Origin of the sequence: Pseudomonas sp. zfem003 (assembly GCF_032621675.1) — a bacterium.
Lineage (GTDB): Bacteria > Pseudomonadota > Gammaproteobacteria > Pseudomonadales > Pseudomonadaceae > Metapseudomonas > Metapseudomonas otitidis.
Map to the genome: position 1 here is coordinate 437,922 of NZ_JAVYJG010000005.1, position 19,425 is coordinate 457,346.

Sequence of the window (19,425 nt, forward strand, 5' to 3'; positions counted from 1 at the left end):
CTGCTCCTCTGGCTGCGGCAAATCAGGCGAATAAATTATCCGCGCAGCAGCGGTTGAACCCTGCTGCGTGATTCCGTGCAAGAAGGAAACGGTCTTGCAGGAAGCTTGCTTGGAGGGGAGAACTTTTGCGTAACGCCCGAGTCTATCTTGGCAAGCCGATCCACTGGGCGGCGCGGTACCCCTCGAGCTCCAACGAGGAGTATCCATGCTAACCCAGGAACAGGATCAGCAACTGGTCGAGCGGGTGCAGCGAGGCGATAAGAGGGCTTTCGATCTCTTGGTGCTGAAGTATCAGCACAAGATCCTCGGGTTGATCGTGCGGTTCGTGCACGACACCCAGGAAGCCCAGGATGTCGCTCAGGAAGCCTTCATCAAGGCGTATCGTGCGCTCGGTAATTTTCGCGGTGACAGTGCTTTCTATACCTGGCTGTACCGCATCGCCATCAACACGGCGAAGAACCATCTGGTGGCGCGTGGTCGACGTCCTCCGGATAGTGATGTGAGTGCGGAGGATGCGGAGTTCTACGATGGCGATCATGCCCTCAAGGACAACGAATCGCCCGAGCGCTCGCTGCTGCGGGACGAGATCGAGGGTACGGTCCATCGAACCATCCAGCAGTTGCCCGAGGATTTGCGTACGGCGCTGACGTTGCGTGAATTCGATGGTCTGAGTTACGAGGACATCGCCAGCGTCATGCAGTGTCCGGTTGGTACGGTTCGCTCGCGTATTTTCAGGGCGCGAGAAGCGATCGATAAAGCCCTGCAGCCCTTGCTGCAGGAATCCTGAGACAGCGGCGACAGCAATAGAGAGGAATCGCCATGAGTCGTGAAGCCCTGCATGAATCGCTGTCCGCGGTGATGGATAACGAAGCGGATGAACTGGAGTTGCGCCGAGTGCTCGCCTCCAGCGGTGATGAGGAGATCCGTGCCACGTGGTCGCGCTACCAGATAGCCCGTGCCGTGATGCACAAGGAGCTGCTCGAGCCCCGTCTCGACATCGCGGCGGCGGTATCCGCAGCGCTGGCGGAAGAGGCTGCGCCGGCTGCCGCTACCAAGGGCCCCTGGCGGACCCTGGGTCGCCTGGCGGTCGCTGCATCGGTGACTGTCGCCGTGCTGGCCGGTGTGCGCCTGTACAACCAGGACGAGGTGGGCGCCCGCCAACTGGCCCAGCAAGGTGGCGTGCAGCCCCTGATCACCGCGCCCCAGGCCAACAAGGATGCGGTACTGGCGGGTTACAGCGTCGAGTCCCCGCGTGTACTGCCGCAAGGTTCGGCTGCGCCGTCGGGCTGGCATGACCAGCGCCTGCCGGCCTACCTGCGCCAGCACGCCCAACAGGCCGCCATGAGCGGCTCCGAGAGCGCGCTGCCCTATGCACGCGCTGCCAGTCTGGAGAGCCGCTGAGCAGTAATCCATGCGCGCACTACCACTCTTCTTGCTGCTCGGCGGCGGATGGCTGGCTCAGGCCGCCCACGCCGCCGAACCCCAGGATTGGCTGAAGCGTATTGCCCAGGCCGAGCAGCAGCAGAATTTCCAGGGAACATTCGTCTACGAACGCAGCGGCAGTTTTTCCACCCACCAGGTCTGGCATCGGGTCGATGCCGGCCAGGTACGTGAGCGCCTGCAGCAGCTTGATGGCCCGGCCCAGGAGGTCGTGCGGGTGGACGGCAGGACGCAGTGTGTCAGTGGCGCCCTTGCCGACCAGATGGGTGGCCAGCTGTGGCCCGCGCGCGACCTGGATGCGGCGCAGATCGCCAAGTCCTACGAGATCAGCGTGGTGGGTGAATCCCGTGTTGCCGGGCGTCCTGCCGTGGTCTTGAGTCTGGTGCCGCGTGACCAGCACCGCTATGGCTTCGAGCTTCATCTGGATCGCGAGACCGGCCTGCCGCTCAAGTCGCTGATGCTCAATGACAAGGGGGGGCTGCTGGAGCGCTTCCAGTTCACCCAGCTCGAAACGGTCCGCCCGGACGATGCCGAACTTCAGCCGGGGGCCGATTGCCAGTCGGTGAGCTTCTCCGAGGCACCGGCGGAGCAGGCCAGTGGCTGGCGCTCCGATTGGTTGCCGCCAGGCTTCAGTCTTTCCAGTTCGACCCAGCGCCGCAGCCCGGCGTCATCCGATACCGTGGCTTGCCTGCTCTATGGCGATGGCCTGGCGCGCTTCTCGGTCTTCCTCGAGCCGCTGCACGGCGCGCGGGTGGAGGACATCGTGCCCTACGAGCTCGGGCCTACTGTGGCGGTATCCCGTCGACTGAGCACGGCAGATGGGGATGTGATGGTCACCGTCGTAGGTGAAATTCCTGTGGGAACTGCGGAGCGCGTCGCGTTGTCTATGCGTTCGGCGGGTACCGCTGGCAGTCCGGCGCCCCAGTAATTGAGGTGCGCACGGGCGACAGCGCTGGGTCTCCTGCTCGAACGGAGGTCAGCAATCGGTGGCAATCTGCCATCGATTCGTGTCCCAAGTTGTGCAATGTTCTATCGGGCTGGAAGCCTCGCTTCCGGCCCGATTTGCGTTTGCCTGCCCCGCCCCAGGGCGCTCGGTGGGTTCAAATTCCTCGTGTAATGACGGGAGCTGTATGTCGATGTTAAGCATGAAATCCTGCATGTCCGCCGTGGCGGCGCTGCTGCTGCTCGGACAAACCCTCGTGGCGCGTGCCGAACTGCCTGACTTCACCCCGCTGGTGGAGCAGGCGTCCCCCGCCGTGGTCAACATCAGTACGCGACAGAAGCTGCCCGAGCGCGCTGTCGCCAACCAGATGCCGGACCTGGAGGGCCTGCCGCCGATGCTGCGGGAGTTCTTCGAGCGCAGCATGCCCCAGGCGCCCCGCGGCCAGGGCGGTCGCCAGCGCGAAGCGCAGTCCCTGGGTTCCGGCTTCATCATCTCCAAGGACGGCTACATCCTGACCAACAACCATGTGGTGGCGGACGCCGACGAGATCATCGTGCGCCTGTCCGACCGCAGCGAACTGGAGGCCAAGCTCATTGGCGCCGACGCCCGCACCGACGTGGCCCTGCTGAAGGTGGAGGGCAAGGACCTGCCCATCGTCAAACTCGGCAAGTCCGACGCGCTGAAGGTGGGTAGCTGGGTGCTGGCCATCGGTTCGCCGTTCGGCTTCGATCACTCGGTGACCGCCGGCATCGTCAGCGCCAAGGGCCGCAGCCTGCCCAACGAGAGCTACGTACCGTTCATCCAGACCGACGTGGCGATCAACCCGGGTAACTCCGGTGGCCCGCTGTTCAACCTGGACGGCGAAGTGGTCGGCATCAACTCGCAGATCTTCACCCGCTCCGGCGGCTTCATGGGCCTGTCCTTCGCTATCCCGATCGACGTGGCGATGAGCGTGGCCGATCAGCTCAAGGCCAACGGCAAGGTCAATCGCGGCTGGCTGGGCGTGGTGATCCAGGAGGTCAACAAGGACCTCGCCGAATCCTTCGGTCTCGACAAGCCGGCCGGTGCGCTGGTGGCCCAGGTGCTGGAGAACGGCCCCGCTGCCAAGGGCGGTCTGCAAGTGGGTGACGTGATCCTCAGCATGAACGGCCAGCCCATTGTCATGTCCGCTGACCTGCCGCATCTGGTGGGCGGGCTGAAGCCGGGTACCAAGATCGACCTGGGCATCGTTCGCGATGGCAATCGCAAGAACCTGTCCCTGAGCATCGGTGCGCTGCCGGAGGACGGTGAGGAGCTGGCCGGTGCCGGCGAGTCCTCGGGTGCAGAGCGCAGCAGCAACCGTCTGGGCGTGCTGGTGGCCGGCCTCTCCGAGGAACAGCAGAAGGCGCTGGACATCAAGGGTGGCGTGGTCATCCGCGAGATCCAGGATGGACCGGCTGCACTGATGGGCTTGCGCCCGGGCGACGTGATCACCCACCTGAACAACCAGGCCATCGATTCGGTGCAGACTTTCGCCAAGATCGCCAAGGAACTGCCGAAGAACCGTTCGGTGTCCATGCGCGTGCTGCGCCAGGGCCGCGCGAGCTTCATCACCTTCAAATTGTCGGAGTGATCCGATGCACTGAAAAAGGGCGGCCCAGGTCGCCCTTTTTCATGGGCGGGGCCCGTCGGTCGTGCGTGACGCCCATGATGGCGATCAGGTAAACTCCCCGGCTATTTTTCGGCAAGCAACCGGCTTGCGGCTTTTTTCGAGTGTCGATCCCGTGAGTGACCTGAGTCATATCCGCAACTTTTCCATCATCGCCCACATCGACCATGGCAAGTCGACCCTGGCGGATCGCTTCATCCAGCTCTGTGGTGGCCTTTCCGATCGCGAAATGGAGGCCCAGGTGCTCGACTCCATGGACCTGGAGCGTGAGCGCGGCATCACCATCAAGGCCCACAGCGTCACCCTGCACTACAAGGCGCAGGACGGCCGGACCTACCAGCTGAACTTCATCGACACCCCCGGCCACGTGGACTTCACCTACGAGGTGAGCCGCTCACTGGCTGCCTGCGAAGGCGCGCTGCTGGTGGTGGACGCGGGGCAGGGCGTTGAGGCCCAGTCCGTGGCCAACTGCTACACCGCCATCGAGCAGGGCCTGGAAGTGATGCCCGTGCTGAACAAGATGGACCTGCCCCAGGCCGAGCCGGAGCGGGTCAAGGACGAGATCGAGCACATCATCGGCATCGACGCCACGGACGCCGTGCCCTGCAGCGCCAAGAGCGGCATGGGCGTGATCGAGGTGCTGGAGCAGCTGGTCAAGGTGATCCCGCCGCCCGAAGGCGAGATCGAGGCGCCGCTGCAGGCGCTGATCATCGACTCCTGGTTCGACAACTACCTGGGCGTGGTCTCGCTGGTACGGGTCAAGCACGGCCGGGTGAAGAAGGGCGACAAGATCCTGGTGAAGTCCACCGGCAAGGTCCACCAGGTGGACAGCGTCGGCGTCTTCACCCCCAAGCACACCGAGACCGCAGACCTCAAGGCCGGCGAAGTGGGCTTCATCATCGCCGGCATCAAGGACATCCACGGCGCGCCGGTGGGTGACACCCTGACCCTGTCCAATACCCCGGACGTGGACGTGCTGCCCGGCTTCCAGCGCATCAAGCCGCAGGTCTATGCCGGCCTGTTCCCGGTCAGCTCCGATGACTTCGAGGACTTCCGCGAGGCTCTGCAGAAGCTGACCCTGAACGACGCCGCGCTGCAGTACGAGCCGGAAAGCTCCGAGGCCCTGGGCTTCGGCTTCCGCATCGGCTTCCTCGGCATGCTGCACATGGAGATCATCCAGGAGCGCCTGGAGCGCGAATACGACCTGGACCTGATCACCACCGCCCCGACCGTGGTCTTCGAGATCGTCCTGAAGAGCGGCGAGACCGTCTACGTCGACAACCCGTCCAAGCTGCCGGACCTGGCGTCCATCCAGGAGATGCGCGAGCCCATCGTGCGCGCCAACATCCTGGTGCCCCAAGAGCACCTCGGCAACGTCATCACCCTGTGCATCGAGAAGCGTGGCGTGCAGCGCGACATGCAGTTCCTCAGTTCCCAGGTTCAGGTCTGCTACGACCTGCCGATGAACGAGGTGGTGCTGGACTTCTTCGACCGCCTGAAGTCGGTGAGCCGTGGCTACGCCTCGCTGGACTACAGCTTCGACCGCTTCGAGCCCGCCAACCTCGTCCGCCTGGACGTGCTGATCAACGGCGAGAAGGTCGATGCGCTGGCACTGATCGTTCACCGCGAGCAGGCTCACTACAAGGGCCGTGCGTTGACCGAGAAGATGAAGGACCTGATTCCTCGGCAGATGTTCGACGTCGCCATTCAGGCCGCCATCGGCGGCCAGATCGTGGCGCGGACCACCGTCAAGGCACTCAGGAAGAACGTTCTGGCCAAGTGCTACGGCGGCGACGTCAGCCGTAAGAAGAAGCTGCTGGAGAAGCAGAAGGCCGGTAAGAAACGGATGAAGCAGGTAGGCAGCGTGGAAATCCCGCAGGAAGCCTTCCTCGCTGTTCTCAAAGTGGATAGCTAGGGTCTATGTCGATCAATTTCCCGCTCTTGTTGGTTATCGCCGTGGCGGTCTGCGGCGTGCTCGCGCTCCTCGATCTGGTCCTGCTGGCGCCTCGCCGGCGCACTGCGATCGCCACCTACCAGGGGCAGGTCGGCGAGCCCGATCCGGCAGTGCTGGAAAAGCTCGGCAAGGAGCCCCTGCTGGTCGAGTACGGCAAGTCCTTCTTCCCGGTGCTGGCCATCGTGCTGGTGCTGCGTTCGTTCCTGGTGGAGCCGTTCCAGATCCCGTCGGGCTCGATGAAGCCGACGCTGGAAGTGGGCGATTTCATCCTGGTGAACAAGTTCGCCTACGGCATCCGCCTGCCGGTGCTGGACACCAAGGTGATCGAAGTGGGTGACCCACAGCGCGGCGATGTGATGGTGTTCCGCTACCCCAGCGACCCGAACGTCAACTACATCAAGCGCGTCATCGGCCTGCCGGGTGATCGCATCGCCTACAGCAATGACAAGCGCCTCACCGTCAACGGCCAGCTGGTGGCAGAGACGCTGGTGGGTGACGAGCCCGGTACCCTGGGTAGCGCGCGCCTGTACCAGGAGAAGCTGGGCGAGGTCGAGCACATGATCCGCAAGGAAATGCGCCGCAACCTCATGGAGCCCGGCAAGGAGTGGGTGGTCCCGGAGGGGCACTACTTCATGATGGGCGACAACCGCGACAACTCGAACGACAGCCGCTACTGGAACGACCCGAACATCCCCCGCGACCTGCTGGGCATGGTTCCGGACCGCAACATCGTCGGCAAGGCCTTTGCCGTGTGGATGAGCTGGCCGGACCCGAAGCTGCGCAGCCTGCCGAACTTCTCCCGCGTCGGCCTGATCCACTGACCGACCCGGGATTTCGCTTTTGCGGCGCTGTTCACGACGGCGCCGCCCGCTATATATAGTCTTGCGACGGGCCGGCCGGCCCGAACAACAACCGACATTGAGGTCAACATGACGTTCGCACGCTCGCAGCGCGGCCTTTCGCTCCTGGGTTGGATGGTGGTCCTGGCCATCGTCGCCTTCCTCGCCAGCACCGCCTTCAAGATCATTCCTCACTACATGGACTACTACGCGCTGGAAAAGCTGATCACGTCCGTGGAGAACGAAAAGGGGCAGGGCATCAGCACCCCGGCTGACTTCAGGGACTATGTGCGTAAGGGTATGCAGGTCAACAGCATCCGCGACATCGACCTGGACAAGGCGCTGGACGTGAAGGTTGAAAACAACGACTTCTACGCCACCCTGAAGTACGAGAAGCGCGAGCCGCTGATCGAGAACCTCGACCTGGTGGTCCATTTCGACAAAGAATTCCGTGTAAGAGTCCCGTGAGCGCATCCCTAAGCCGTCTCGAGCGCCAGCTCGGCCATACCTTCAACGACCAGGGTCTGATGACCCTGGCCCTCACCCACCGCAGCTACGCCGGGCGCAACAATGAGCGCCTGGAGTTCCTGGGTGACGCCGTGCTCAACTTCGTCGCGGGCGAGGCCCTCTACGAGCGCTTTCCCCAAGCCCGTGAGGGGCAGCTCTCACGGCTGCGCGCGCGGTTGGTGAAGGGCGAGACCCTGGCTCTGCTGGCACGGGGTTTCGAACTGGGCGAATACCTGCGCCTGGGTTCCGGAGAGCTGAAGAGTGGTGGCTTCCGCCGCGAATCGATCCTGGCGGACGCCCTGGAGGCGCTGATCGGTGCCATCTACCTCGATGCAGGCATGGACAGGGCCCGTGAACGGGTCCTGGCCTGGCTGGAGAACGAGCTGGAAAGCCTGACCCTGGTGGACACCAACAAGGACCCCAAGACCCGCCTGCAGGAATTCCTGCAGTCCCGGGCCTGCGAGCTGCCCCGCTACGAAGTGGTGGATATCCAGGGTGAACCGCACTGCCGCACCTTTTTCGTCGAGTGCGACATCACCCTGCTGAACGACAAGACCCGTGGCCAAGGGGCCAGCCGGCGCATCGCCGAGCAGGTGGCTGCGGCCGCCGCCCTGGTCGCCCTGGGCGTGGAGAATGGCCATGACTGATCTCGAAACCTCCCGCTGCGGCTACGTGGCCATCGTCGGACGCCCCAACGTGGGCAAGTCCACCCTGCTCAACCACATCCTCGGGCAGAAGCTGGCGATCACCTCCCGCAAGCCCCAGACCACCCGCCACACCATGCTCGGCATCAAGACCGAAGGCGCGGTGCAGGCGGTCTACGTCGACACCCCCGGCCTGCACAAGAACAACGAGAAAGCGCTCAACCGCTACATGAACAAGTCCGCCGCCGCTGCCCTCAAGGACGTCGACGTGGTGGTGTTCGTGGTGGACCGCACCCGTTGGACCGACGAGGACCAGATGGTGCTCGAGCGCGTCCAGTACGTGCAGGGCCCGGTGATCATCGCCGTGAACAAGACCGACCGCCTGGAAGAGAAGTCCGAGCTGCTGCCGCACCTGACCTGGCTGCAGGAGCAACTGCCCAAGGCCGAGATCGTGCCGATCTCCGCCCAGCACGGCCACAACCTCGATGCGCTGGAGCGCCTGGTGGCGGACAACCTCCCGGAAAACGAGCACTTCTTCCCGGAAGACCAGATCACCGACCGCAGCAGTCGCTTCCTCGCCGCCGAACTGGTGCGGGAGAAGATCATGCGCCAGCTGGGCGCCGAGCTGCCCTACCAGATCACCGTCGAGATCGAGGAGTTCAAGCACGATGGGCGCACGCTGCACATCCATGCGCTGATCCTCGTCGAGCGCGACGGGCAGAAGAAAATCATCATTGGCGACGGTGGCGAGCGCATCAAACGCATTGGCCAGGACGCGCGCAAGGATATGGAGGTCATGTTCGACTCCAAGGTCATGCTCAACCTCTGGGTCAAGGTGAAGGGCGGCTGGTCCGACGACGAGCGGGCCCTGCGCTCCCTGGGCTACAACGACCTCTGACCCGCCATGCAGACACCCGCGCAGGCGGTACCGGCCTTTGTCCTGCACAGCCGGGCCTACCGCGAAAGCAGTGCGCTGGTGGACCTGTTCACCCCCGATGGGCGCCTGCGCGCAGTGTTGCGCGGCGCCCGTGGCAAGGCCGGCACCCTGGCCCGGCCTTTCGTCCCCCTCGAAGTGGAACTGCGTGGCCGCAGCGAGCTGAAGAACATCGGCCGGCTCGAAGGCGCGGGCATCCCGCATTTCCTTACCGGCGAAGCCCTGTTCAGCGGGCTCTACCTCAATGAACTGCTGGTGCGCCTGCTGCCGGCGGAAGCGCCTCACCCCGACCTGTTCCAGCATTACGCCGTGACCCTCCAGGCTCTTGCCGCCAACCGCCCGCTGGAGCCGCTGCTGCGCGCTTTCGAGTGGCGGCTGCTGGACGAGCTGGGCTACGGTTTCGCCCTGGACATCGACCTGCACGGCGCGCCCATCGCCGTCGACGGCATCTACCGCCTGCTGCCCGACGCCGGCCTGGAGCCGGTCGGCCACCTGCAGCCCGGCCTCTTCCAGGGCGCCGAGCTGCTGGCCCTGGCCGAGGCCGACTGGTCGGCGCCGGGGGCCCTGGCCGCGGCCAAGCGCCTGATGCGCCAGGCCCTGGCCCCTCACCTTGGTGGCCGGCCGCTGGCCAGCCGCGAACTCTTCATGACGATCAAGGAACCTGCCCGTGACTGAAGCCAACCGTGTACTGCTCGGCGTGAATATCGACCACGTCGCCACCCTGCGCCAGGCCCGGGGGACCCGTTACCCCGACCCGGTCAAGGCCGCCCTGGACGCCGAAGAGGCTGGTGCCGACGGCATCACCGTGCACCTGCGCGAAGACCGCCGGCACATCCAGGAGCGTGACGTGCGCGTGCTCAAGGAGGTCCTGCAGACCCGCATGAACTTCGAGATGGGCGTCACCGAGCCGATGATGGCCTTCGCGGAGGAAATCCGCCCCGAGCACATCTGCCTGGTGCCGGAAACCCGCCAGGAGTTGACCACCGAAGGCGGCCTCGACGTGGCCGGCCAGGAGGCGCGCATCCAGGCCGCCGTCGAGCGCCTGGCCAAGCTCGGCAGTGAGGTTTCGCTGTTCATCGACGCCGACCCGCTGCAGATCCAGGCCGCCCACCGCGTCGGTGCGCCGGCCATCGAGCTGCACACCGGCCGTTACGCCGATGCCCACACCCCGCAGGAAGCCGAGCAGGAGCTGCAGCGCATCCGCGAGGGCGTCGCCCTGGGCCTCAAGCTCGGCCTGGTGGTCAATGCCGGTCATGGTCTGCACTACCACAACGTCGAGCCGGTGGCGGCGATCCCCGGCATCAACGAGCTGAACATCGGCCACGCCCTGGTGGCCCACGCGCTGTTCGTCGGCTTCAAGCAGGCGGTGGTGGAGATGAAGCAGCTGATCCAGGGGGCGCAGGCGTCGCGCGTCTGACGCAGCCCAGGGTCACCACCCGCTGACCCCTGATGAAACGCCGGCCTACCCGTGGTGCACGGGTAGGCCGGTTCGTTTGTGGCGGGCGTTCCCGGGCTGAAGGCGGGTTGCGGTTCAGGGCTTGCGGGCGACGATCACCGCGCGAGCGGGGGCGGGTAGGCCTTCGACGGTGCGGCTGTGGTCGGCCGGGTCGAGGAACTCGGGCAGCGACTGGAAGCGCATCCACTCCGTGCTGCGCTGTTCCTCCACGCTGGTGACGCTCACGTCCACGCAACGCACGTCCACGTAACCGGCGCGGCGCAGCCACAGCTCCAGCGCCGGCACCGACGGCAGGAACCACACGTTGCGCATCTGCGCGTAGCGGTCCTCGGGCACCAGCACCTGCTGGGCATCGCCTTCCACCACCAGGGTTTCCAGCACCAGTTCGCCGCCGCGCACCAGGCAGTCCTTCAGGTCGTACAGGTGATCGATAGGCGAGCGCCGATGGTACAGCACGCCCATGGAGAACACCGTGTCGAAGCCTTCCAGCTTCGCCGGCAGCTCCTCCAGGGCCAGGGGCAGGTGCCAGGCGGGGAGGTCGGGCAGGAAGCGCTTCATGGCGAGGAACTGGCAGAAGAACAGCCAGTTCGGGTCCACGCCCACCACGCAGTCGGCGCCGGCGCCGAGCATGCGCCACTGGTAGTAGCCGTTGCCGCAGCCCACATCCAGCACCCGCTTGCCGACGAGGTCCAGGTGGGGCGAGACGCGCGCCCATTTCCAGTCCGAGCGCCACTCGGTGTCGACATGCACGCCGAACAGCTCGAACGGCCCCTTGCGCCAGGGAATCAGCCCTTGCAAGGCCGCTTTCAGTTGGGCCCGGGTGGCCTCGTCGCAGGGGCCGTCCAGCAGGAAGCGCTGGGCCAGCTCCACCTGCTGCGGTTGCAGCGCGGGGAGGGCGTTGACGGCCGCTCCCCAGCGCTTCAGGTCGCCGTGGCCGACGGCCAGCTTGGTGTCCAGTTGCGCCGGCAGGTCGGCGGCCCAGTCCTGCAGGCGGGTGCCGGCCAGTTGCTGTTGCAGGCTGTCGAGGTCGAGGGTGCGGATCATGGCAGGGCGATCAGCGAGGCGAAGTTGAGGCACTGGAACCAGGGCACCACCTTGGAGAAGCCGGCGGCGAGCAGACGCTCGCGGTGTTCCTCCAGGCTGTCCGGGTGCATGACGTTCTCCAGGGCGCTGCGCTTCTGGGCGATTTCCAGCTCGCTGTAGCCATTGGCGCGCTTGAAGGCGACGTGCAGGTCGGTGAGCAGCGCGTGGGCCTCGGCGTCCTCGAAGCGCAGCTTCTCCGAGAGAATCAGCGCCCCATCCGGCAACAGGGCCTGGCGGATGCGCCCCAGCAGTTCCTCGCGGCGCTCGCGGGGGACGAATTGCAGGGTGAAGTTCAGCGCCACCAGGCTGGTGGGCTGGAACTCCAGGGCGAGGATGTCCGCCTCCAGCACCTCCACCGGCAGCAGCTCCTGGAACATCGCGTCCTGGGCGTGCAGATACTCCCGGCAGCGCGCCACCATGGCGCTGGAGTTGTCCACCGCGATCACCCGGCAGCCCTCGGTCTTCACGTGGCGGCGCAGGGCCTGGGTCACGGCGCCGAGGGAGCTGCCCAGGTCGTAGAGCGGGGTGTTGGGCTGGGCGAACTGCGCGGCCAGCACGCCGATGTTCTCGACGATGGTGGGGTAGCCCGGCACCGAGCGCTTGATCATGTCCGGGAAGACCCGGACCACGTCCTCATTGAAGGCGAAGTCGGCCACCTGGGCCTGGGGCGTGGCGTAGATGCGGTCGGGTTGTTGCTTCACGGGCCGGTACCAGCAGTTGGAAAGGGCGGCATTCTAGCCAAGACTGCCCGCCGCCCCAAATGCCGCTACGTCGGGTTGCAGGCCGTGCCCGCCTTGAACCGCGCCGAGGCGGTGATGCCCCACTGGCCGAGCCAGTAGCTGAGGATGATGGCGTAGCCGTCACCGGGGAAACTGCCGACGAAGCGCGCGATGCCCAGCAGGCTGTCCGAGACCACGAAGCACAACGCCCCGGCCACGGCGGCCAGCACCGACCCGTGTGCTATCCCGGTCTCGCCGATGCGGGCTAGGGCGCGCCAGAGCATGGTGCTGATGGTCAGGGCGTAGAGCGCCACGGGCAGCGCCAGGGGCCCCAGGCCACCGCTGCCGAGCAGGGCGAACATGGCGCCGCCATAGACCAGGCAGGCCGCGAGGGCGAGGGGCGCCAAGCGGCGGCTGTCGCTCAGGTAGGCGGCGATGTAGCACAGGTGGCCCAGCAGGAACGCCGCCAGCCCGGGGACGAACAGGTCGCCGGGCCATTGCAGCAGCACATCCCCCAGCAGGCACAGCGCCAGGCCGAGGGCGACGCGGTTGCGGTAGGCGTCGGCCGGTGCACCCCGCAGCCAGAGCATCAGGGCGATGACCGGCAGCGGCTTGCTGGCGAAGCACAGCCAGGGCAGGTCGAGTGCACGGCCGATGAGGAAGGCGCAGGCGCCGGTCAGGCCGATCAGCAGGGCAGGCATGGGGCCGCTCCATCGAAGGGGAGGGCGAACTTTGCTTCAGCATCCGGTCGGGCCGCCAGGCGTTGTGCGCCAGGGCGGCTCGCCGATTGCGCCGTCACTCCACGTGGACGGGGCAGTCGAAGGTCTGCTCCGGGGCGACGTCGGTTTCCCAGGGGCGCTGGTAGACCAGCAGCAGGCGACCATCGCCCGGCTGGGCGGCGCTGAAGCGCCAGGTGGATTCCCCGGCGCCGCCGACCAGGCCGGCGTCCTCGGGGGCGTTGTAGACCTCCGGGCCGAGGCTGCGCAGCACGCCGGGCGCGGCGTCCTTCACCACCCAGCGGAAGCCGGTGGTGGGGTTGCTCGGCAGGGTCAGCACCAGGGTCTGGCCCTTGTCCAGCTCCAGGGGGCAGCGGTCCTGTTCCTGCACCAGCAGGGTGGTCGACTCGTGGGCGCAGCCGGCCAGCAGGGCGAGGGCGCCGGGCAGCAGCAGGTGGGGGAGGGGATTCAGGCGCATGGACGGCTCCATCGTTCAAGGGCCGCTGCAGCATATCCGCTGCTCCGGCCCCTGGGTAGGCACCGCGGGTTCAGCCGAAGAGCACCTTGGCGACATCCGAGAAGCGCTTGGCGAAGTGCACCGTCATGCCCTCGCGCAGGTAGTCCGGCAGTTCCTCGTAGGCACCCCGGTTGGCCTCGGGGAGGATCAGCTCGTGGAGCTTCTGCCGGCGCGCGGCGATGACCTTCTCGCGCACCCCGCCGATCGGCAGCACCTGGCCGGTGAGCGTCAGCTCGCCGGTCATGGCCACGCCCTTCTTCGGCGCCTGGTCGCGGGCCAGGGACAGCAGGGCGCTGGCCATGGTGATGCCGGCGCTGGGGCCATCCTTGGGCGTGGCGCCTTCCGGTACGTGAAGGTGCACGAAGGCCTGGTCGAAGAAGGTCGGGTCGCCGCCGAACTGCTTGAGGTGCGAACTCACGTAGCTGTAGGCGATCTCGGCCGACTCCTTCATCACATCACCCAGCTGGCCGGTGAGCTTGAAGCCCCGGTTGAGGGTGTGGATGCGGGTGGCTTCGATGGGCAGGGTGGCGCCACCCATGCTGGTCCAGGCCAGCCCGGTGATCACGCCCTTGCCCGCCAGCACCTGTTCCTTGCGGAAGGGCGGCGTGCCCAGCAACGGCTCCAGGTCCTTGTTGCCGACGCGGATCTTCGCCTCGGGCTCCTCCAGCAGGCGCACCACCGACTTGCGGATGATCTTGCCCAGCTGCTTCTCCAGCTGGCGTACGCCGGATTCCCGCGCGTACCCCTCGATCACCGCAGTGAGCGCAGCGTCGGTGATGGCCAGGCGCTGCTTCGGCACCCCGGTGCGTTCCAGCAGGCGCGGCCACAGGTGGCGCTTGGCGATGGCGTGCTTTTCCTCGGTGATGTAGCCGGACAGGCGGATCACCTCCATGCGGTCCAGCAGCGGGTCGGGGATCGAATCCAGGGTGTTGGCGGTGCACACGAACAGCACCTTGGACAGGTCCAGGCGCAGGTCCAGGTAGTGGTCGAGGAACTCGACGTTCTGCTCCGGGTCGAGGGTCTCCAGCAGGGCCGAGGCGGGGTCGCCCTGGTAGCTGGCGCCGAGCTTGTCGATCTCGTCGAGCATGATCACCGGGTTCATCACCTCCACTTCCTTCAGCGCCTGTACCAGCTTGCCGGGCAGGGCGCCGATGTAGGTGCGACGGTGGCCCTTGATCTCGGCCTCGTCACGCATGCCGCCGACGCTGAAGCGGTAGAAGGGGCGGCCCAGGGACTCGGCGATGGATTTGCCGATGCTGGTCTTGCCGACGCCGGGCGGGCCCACAAGCAGCACGATGGAGCCGGCGATCTCGCCCTTGAAGGCGCCGACGGCGAGGAATTCGAGGATGCGGTTCTTGATGTCGTCGAGGCCCGCATGGTGGCGGTCCAGCACCTGGCGCGCGTGCTTGAGGTCCAGCCGGTCCTTGCCGTACACGCCCCAGGGCAGGGCCGTGGCCCAGTCCAGGTAGTTGCGGGTCACTGCGTACTCGGGGGAGCCGGTCTCCAGGATCGACAGCTTGTTCAGCTCCTCGTCGATGCGTTTCTTCGCCTGCTCCGGGAGGGTCTTGCCCTCCAGGCGCTGGCGGAACTGCTCGGCGTCGGCGCTGCGGTCATCCTTGGTGATGCCCAGCTCCTGCTGGATCAGCTTCAGCTGCTCCTTGAGGAAGAACTCCCGCTGGTGCTTGCCGATCTTGCGGTTCACCTCCGCCGACAGCTCGCTCTGCAGGCGCGCCACCTCGACTTCCTTGCGCAGCATCGGCAGCACCTTCTCCATGCGCTTGAGCACGGGGATGGTGTCCAGCACCTCCTGCAGGTCGGTGGCCGGTGCGGTGGTGAGGGCGGCGGCGAAGTCGGTGAGCGGCGACGGGTCGTTGGGGCTGAAGCGGTTCAGGTAGTTCTTCAGCTCCTCGCTGTACAGCGGGTTGAGCGGCAGCAGCTCCTTGATGGCGTTGATCAGCGCCATGCCGTAGGCCTTTACCTCGTCGCGCGGGTCGGATTGCGGGCGCGGGTAGTCCACCTCCACCAGGTAGGGCGGGCGGTGGCGCTTGAGCCAGCCACGGATGCGCACCCGCGACAGGCCCTGGGCCACGAACTGCAGCTTGCCGCCCTCGCGGGTGGCGTGGTGCACCCGCACCAGGGTGCCGTGCTCGGGCAGGGTGCTGGGGTCGAAATGGCGTGGGTCACCCGGCGGGCTGTCGACGAAGAACAGCGCCAGGCTGTGGTGGTTGGTCTTGGCCACCAGCTCCAGGGTTTCTGCCCAGGGCTCCTCCTCGACGATCACCGGCAGCACCTGCGCCGGGAAGAACGGGCGATTGTGGATGGGGATGACGTACACGGTGTCCGGCAGCGTCTGGCCGGGCAGCGCCAGGCCCGTACTGGTGGCACTGGTGTCATCGACGAGAGTGGCGTGGATCTCCTGATCGCTCATTGGGCACCTGATGGAAACGAATGGGCTTGGGGTGGGGCATGCAGGCTAGATGGGGCGGCTCCGAAGGCTTTTCAACCGGCACGTCGAAGCGGGGCCTGCCCGGTGGTGCTGGGCAGGCGAGCGCCGCTTGTTTAAAATGCGCAAATTTTGAGCAACCCCCGCCATGCTCGTCGCCCGCCTGCAACGCCTGGATGAACAGGTCCATGCCCACGCCCATGACCACCATCAACTGGTGATGTCCCTGGCTGGCCGCGCCGCTTTTGAGGTCGGTGGCCGCGGTGGCGAGGTGTGCCGCATGCGCGCCTGCGTGGTGCCGGGCACCACCGAGCACGTCTTCGCCGGCTGCGGCGACAACCGCATGCTGATCCTCGACCTCAACGCGCCGGAGGCCGCCAGCGAGGACCGCGAGCTGCTCCAGCGCCTGTTCGACATCCCCCGCTTCCCCGACCTCGACGCCGACTTCCAGCACCTGCTGAGCTACGCCGGCGCCGAGCTGCAGCGCTACGGCGACGACCCGCTGCTGGCCCGTGCCCTGGGCGGTGTCCTGCTGCGCGCGCTGTACCTGCGGCTGTTCGGCGAGCGTGGGCGGCGCAGCAACCAGGGCCTCGACCTGGAGCCGCTGGATGCCTACATCGCCGACAACCTGGCTCGGCGCATCAGCGTGGCCGAGCTGGCCCAGGTGGCCTGCCTCAGCCCCAGCCATTTCCACGCCCTGTTCAAGGACAGCGTCGGCCTGACGCCCCACCAGTACCTTCTGCGCGCTCGCCTCGACCGCGCCTCCCGCCTGCTGCGCGAAAGCGACCTCGCCCTGGTGCGCATCGCCGAGGAATGCGGCTTCTCCAGCCAGAGCGCCCTGACCACCGCCATGCGCCGCCACCTGGGTCTGACGCCGAAGCGACTGCGCGACCACGCCTGACAGGGCCGTAAGGCCCGTTCCAAAGCCTTTGTCAGTGAATTGCCGGTCAATGCGATTCGCTCTTATTTGTTACGTTATAACGCTTTATAGTGGCGACCCGACGCAGCCTGCCTGTGTCGCACGTCCATCCGCCTGACAGGCGCGCAAGGTGGCGCGCCGACGACTATTCGAGGACCCCATGATGAAACCGATCCGCTCTCCACTCGCCTTGGCCATCGCCCTGTTCTCCGGGCCGGCGGCCCTGGCAGCCGAAGCCGAATCGCCCCTGGAGCTGGAGCCCAGCGTGGTGCGCGCCAGCGCCCTGTCCACCGCAACCCGCGACATGACGACCCCCGCCGAGGTGCTGGAAGGCGACGCCCTGCGCCTGCGCCGCGAGGCGACCCTCGGCGAGACGCTCGACGGCCTGCCCGGGGTGCATGCCAGCAGCTTCGGCCCCGGCGCCAGCCGCCCGGTGATCCGTGGGCTGGACGGCGCGCGGGTGCGGGTCCTCAGCGACGGCGTGGACACGCTGGATGCGTCCACCGTCAGCCCGGACCACGCCGTGGCGATCGAGCCGTTGCTGGTGGAGCGTGTCGAAGTGCTGAAAGGCCCCGCCACCCTGTTGTATGGCGGCGGCGCCATCGGCGGGGTGGTGAACGTGATCGACAAGAAGATTCCCGTTGCGCTCCCCGAGAAGGGCTACGAAGGCGAGCTGGAGCTGCGCGGCAACACCGTGGCCGACGAGGGCCTCGGGGCCGGTGGCCTGACGATCGGCACCGGCCCGTTCGCCTGGCGCATCGAGGGGCTCAAGCGCCAGGCCAACGCCTACGACATCCCCGGTGCGGCCGGCGACCCGCGCTCCTCGAAGCAGACCGGGGCCTACAACGACACCGACAGCGCCACCCTGGGCGGCAGCTGGATCGGGGATCGCGGCTACCTGGGCCTGGCCTACACCGAGCAGAACAATCGCTACGGCCTGCTCGCCCACGAACATGCCCACTGCCACACCCATGGCCCGCGCGACTGGCATTGCGGCGCCCACGGGCACGGCCATGCCCACGACGACCACGAGGAGGGCGGGCTGCCCTACATCGACATGAAGCAGAAGCGCTGGGACGTGCGCGGTGAGTACAGCGACCCGCTACCGGGCTTCGAGCTGGCCCGTGTACGAGGGGGCTACAGCGACTACCAGCACGAGGAGATGGAAGGCGGGGTGGCCGCGACCACCTTCAAGAACAAGGCCTACGACTCCCGCCTGGAGCTGACCCACGCACCGCTTTTCGGCTGGCGTGGCGTGCTGGGCGGGCAGAGCTCGCGCCGGGATTTCCAGGCCCTGGGCGAAGAGGCCTATGTGCCGCCGAGCCTGACCCGCAACCACGGCCTGTTCCTGCTGGAGGAGTACACCTGGGATGACTGGCGCTACGAGCTGGGCCTGCGCCACGAGTGGCAGGATATCTCCGCGCGCGGGGAGCGCAGCCGCCAGCACCGCGGCACCTCCGTGTCCGCCGGGGCGGTCTGGACCTTCGCGCCGGAATACTCCCTCGGCTTCTCCCTGTCCCGCTCCCAGCGCCTGCCCACCGCCGAAGAGCTGTACGCCAACGGCCCCCATGCCGCGACCCGTACCGTCGAGCTGGGGGACCCGAACCTGAGCGAGGAGACCTCGCGGAACGTCGAGCTGACCCTGCGCAAGTTCGCCGGCCGCACCCACTTCAGCCTCAGCGTCTACCGCAACCAGATCGATGACTTCATCTACGCGGCGGACACCGGGCGCGACATCGGCGGCGAGATGCGCGAGATCCAGTACCGCCAGCAGGATGCCGTGCTGACCGGCGCCGAGGGCGAGGTGGGCTATCGCTTCAGCGATGACACCGACGTCACGCTCTTCGGCGACCGCGTGCGTGGCCGCCTGCGCAGCGGCGGCGGGGACCTGCCGCGCATCCCGGCCGATCGCCTGGGCATCCGCCTCGATCAGCGCCTGGCACCGGCCCTCGCCGGGCAGCTGGAGTTCTACCGCGTGCAGCGCCAGGACCAGCTCGCCGACTACGAGACCCGTACCGGCGGCTACAACATGCTCGGTGCCGCGCTGACCTACACCGGCAAGCTGGAGATGGCCGACTACGAGCTCTACCTCAAGGGGAGCAACCTGCTGGATGCCGAAGGGCGCAACCACAGCTCCTTCATCAAGGACGAGGTGCTACTCCCGGGGCGCAACCTGACCATGGGCGTGCGCCTGGCTTTCTGAGCCAAAGTGCCGGCTGCTCTGACGAGTAGCCGGTTGCACCTTTTGGCAGAAAGTTCCCTTTATCGGACTATCCGGAAATGAAATCAGAGGATTGTGTAAGAAAGTCGAGGTGCCACCTCTCTACATTCCACGCTTCCTGATTTTCAGCCCGCCTTCATCGACGGTTTGGGCTGTACTGAATCCAACGCGATGGTCATGAAGACCAACGGGTAGCGCACCCGGGAATCACGCCTTTCCATGTGCAGGCGCTGTACCCGAACGGGCCCCATGTCCTGATGAGGTGGCCGCCCGGCACCCCGCGGCGGTTAATCCACGCACCGTCCTGGGCGGACGGTGCGTCAGCCAAGAGGCCAGGTATTTCTGTACATGTTCGCGAGGGCCGCTCCCCATGAGCAGGGCCTTCGATGACGGGTGGGGCCGGATCGCCTCGCTTGAAGTTCGATCGGACGTGAATCGGCTA

The 19,425-nt window shown here is 66.5% G+C and carries 18 protein-coding genes; 13 read left to right on the top strand and 5 right to left on the bottom strand.

Annotation, left to right across the window (positions count from 1 at the left end):
* The first annotated feature begins 205 nt into the window (after nt 1-205).
* From rpoE to pdxJ, 11 genes are all read left to right on the top strand, one after another.
* Nucleotides 206-787, top strand: coding sequence for an RNA polymerase sigma factor RpoE (rpoE, locus tag RTK35_RS13650; protein WP_044407234.1), 582 nt, complete (start codon nt 206-208; stop codon nt 785-787).
* 32 nt (nt 788-819) lie between these two features.
* Nucleotides 820-1,401, top strand: coding sequence for an RseA family anti-sigma factor (locus RTK35_RS13655; protein ID WP_044407232.1), 582 nt, complete (start codon nt 820-822; stop codon nt 1,399-1,401).
* 10 nt (nt 1,402-1,411) lie between these two features.
* Nucleotides 1,412-2,368, top strand: a complete 957-nt coding sequence (locus RTK35_RS13660; protein WP_074968992.1) for a MucB/RseB C-terminal domain-containing protein — start codon at nt 1,412-1,414, stop codon at nt 2,366-2,368.
* A 208-nt stretch (nt 2,369-2,576) separates the two neighbouring features.
* Complete coding sequence (locus tag RTK35_RS13665; RefSeq protein ID WP_083422352.1) at nt 2,577-3,995, top strand: DegQ family serine endoprotease; 1,419 nt, start codon at nt 2,577-2,579, stop codon at nt 3,993-3,995.
* Between the two features lie 151 nt (nt 3,996-4,146).
* Nucleotides 4,147-5,946: a translation elongation factor 4 gene (lepA, locus tag RTK35_RS13670; protein WP_044407226.1), complete on the top strand. Its 1,800-nt coding sequence runs from the start codon at nt 4,147-4,149 to the stop codon at nt 5,944-5,946.
* Nucleotides 5,947-5,951: 5 nt separating this feature from the next.
* Nucleotides 5,952-6,806 (top strand): signal peptidase I, encoded by an 855-nt coding sequence (lepB, locus tag RTK35_RS13675; protein ID WP_044407223.1) that lies wholly within the window; start codon nt 5,952-5,954, stop codon nt 6,804-6,806.
* A gap of 108 nt (nt 6,807-6,914) precedes the next feature.
* Entirely contained in the window at nt 6,915-7,292 is a 378-nt protein-coding gene (locus RTK35_RS13680) for a DUF4845 domain-containing protein (protein WP_074968987.1), read from the top strand.
* Nucleotides 7,289-7,978 (top strand): ribonuclease III, encoded by a 690-nt coding sequence (gene rnc, locus RTK35_RS13685; protein WP_044407219.1) that lies wholly within the window; start codon nt 7,289-7,291, stop codon nt 7,976-7,978. Before RTK35_RS13680 ends, rnc begins: the two co-directional genes overlap by 4 nt.
* A complete protein-coding gene (gene era, locus RTK35_RS13690) occupies nt 7,971-8,873 on the top strand; it encodes a GTPase Era (protein ID WP_044407217.1) in 903 nt (300 codons plus the stop codon). Before rnc ends, era begins: the two co-directional genes overlap by 8 nt.
* 6 nt (nt 8,874-8,879) lie before the next feature.
* Nucleotides 8,880-9,584, top strand: coding sequence for a DNA repair protein RecO (gene recO, locus RTK35_RS13695; RefSeq protein ID WP_044407215.1), 705 nt, complete (start codon nt 8,880-8,882; stop codon nt 9,582-9,584).
* Complete coding sequence (gene pdxJ, locus RTK35_RS13700) at nt 9,577-10,326, top strand: pyridoxine 5'-phosphate synthase (RefSeq protein WP_284548398.1); 750 nt, start codon at nt 9,577-9,579, stop codon at nt 10,324-10,326. Before recO ends, pdxJ begins: the two co-directional genes overlap by 8 nt.
* Before the next feature lie 114 nt (nt 10,327-10,440).
* Here the strand turns inward: pdxJ and cmoB are convergent, their stop codons facing one another.
* The 5 genes from cmoB to lon form a co-directional block, all read right to left on the bottom strand.
* Entirely contained in the window at nt 10,441-11,409 is a 969-nt protein-coding gene (cmoB, locus tag RTK35_RS13705; RefSeq protein WP_316908233.1) for a tRNA 5-methoxyuridine(34)/uridine 5-oxyacetic acid(34) synthase CmoB, read from the bottom strand.
* Nucleotides 11,406-12,149: a carboxy-S-adenosyl-L-methionine synthase CmoA gene (cmoA, locus tag RTK35_RS13710; protein WP_316908234.1), complete on the bottom strand. Its 744-nt coding sequence runs from the start codon at nt 12,147-12,149 to the stop codon at nt 11,406-11,408. The genes cmoB and cmoA overlap by 4 nt, the downstream gene beginning before the upstream one ends.
* 65 nt (nt 12,150-12,214) lie before the next feature.
* Complete coding sequence (locus RTK35_RS13715; RefSeq protein WP_316908235.1) at nt 12,215-12,868, bottom strand: lysoplasmalogenase; 654 nt, start codon at nt 12,866-12,868, stop codon at nt 12,215-12,217.
* Nucleotides 12,869-12,962: 94 nt separating this feature from the next.
* The gene (locus tag RTK35_RS13720) at nt 12,963-13,361 is read right to left on the bottom strand and encodes a protease inhibitor I42 family protein (RefSeq protein WP_410478665.1); all 399 of its coding nucleotides are present in this window, start codon (nt 13,359-13,361) and stop codon (nt 12,963-12,965) included.
* 70 nt (nt 13,362-13,431) lie between these two features.
* Nucleotides 13,432-15,828, bottom strand: a complete 2,397-nt coding sequence (gene lon / locus RTK35_RS13725) for an endopeptidase La (RefSeq protein ID WP_316908237.1) — start codon at nt 15,826-15,828, stop codon at nt 13,432-13,434.
* Between the two features lie 163 nt (nt 15,829-15,991).
* Between lon and RTK35_RS13730 the strand changes: the two genes are divergently transcribed.
* Nucleotides 15,992-16,744, top strand: a complete 753-nt coding sequence (locus RTK35_RS13730; RefSeq protein ID WP_107329106.1) for an AraC family transcriptional regulator — start codon at nt 15,992-15,994, stop codon at nt 16,742-16,744.
* Between the two features lie 181 nt (nt 16,745-16,925).
* Nucleotides 16,926-18,965 (top strand): TonB-dependent receptor, encoded by a 2,040-nt coding sequence (locus RTK35_RS13735; RefSeq protein WP_284548410.1) that lies wholly within the window; start codon nt 16,926-16,928, stop codon nt 18,963-18,965.
* Nucleotides 18,966-19,425 lie beyond the last annotated feature (460 nt).

Coding starts and splice junctions, on each gene's coding strand:
- rpoE (WP_044407234.1), top strand. CDS start 206: ATGCTAACCCAGGAACAGGATCAGCAACTGGTCGAGCGGGTGCAGCGA.
- RTK35_RS13655 (WP_044407232.1), top strand. CDS start 820: ATGAGTCGTGAAGCCCTGCATGAATCGCTGTCCGCGGTGATGGATAAC.
- RTK35_RS13660 (WP_074968992.1), top strand. CDS start 1,412: ATGCGCGCACTACCACTCTTCTTGCTGCTCGGCGGCGGATGGCTGGCT.
- RTK35_RS13665 (WP_083422352.1), top strand. CDS start 2,577: ATGTTAAGCATGAAATCCTGCATGTCCGCCGTGGCGGCGCTGCTGCTG.
- lepB (WP_044407223.1), top strand. CDS start 5,952: ATGTCGATCAATTTCCCGCTCTTGTTGGTTATCGCCGTGGCGGTCTGC.
- RTK35_RS13680 (WP_074968987.1), top strand. CDS start 6,915: ATGACGTTCGCACGCTCGCAGCGCGGCCTTTCGCTCCTGGGTTGGATG.
- era (WP_044407217.1), top strand. CDS start 7,971: ATGACTGATCTCGAAACCTCCCGCTGCGGCTACGTGGCCATCGTCGGA.
- recO (WP_044407215.1), top strand. CDS start 8,880: ATGCAGACACCCGCGCAGGCGGTACCGGCCTTTGTCCTGCACAGCCGG.
- cmoB (WP_316908233.1), bottom strand. CDS start 11,409: ATGATCCGCACCCTCGACCTCGACAGCCTGCAACAGCAACTGGCCGGC.
- RTK35_RS13715 (WP_316908235.1), bottom strand. CDS start 12,868: ATGCCTGCCCTGCTGATCGGCCTGACCGGCGCCTGCGCCTTCCTCATC.
- RTK35_RS13720 (WP_410478665.1), bottom strand. CDS start 13,361: ATGCGCCTGAATCCCCTCCCCCACCTGCTGCTGCCCGGCGCCCTCGCC.
- lon (WP_316908237.1), bottom strand. CDS start 15,828: ATGAGCGATCAGGAGATCCACGCCACTCTCGTCGATGACACCAGTGCC.
- RTK35_RS13730 (WP_107329106.1), top strand. CDS start 15,992: ATGCTCGTCGCCCGCCTGCAACGCCTGGATGAACAGGTCCATGCCCAC.
- RTK35_RS13735 (WP_284548410.1), top strand. CDS start 16,926: ATGAAACCGATCCGCTCTCCACTCGCCTTGGCCATCGCCCTGTTCTCC.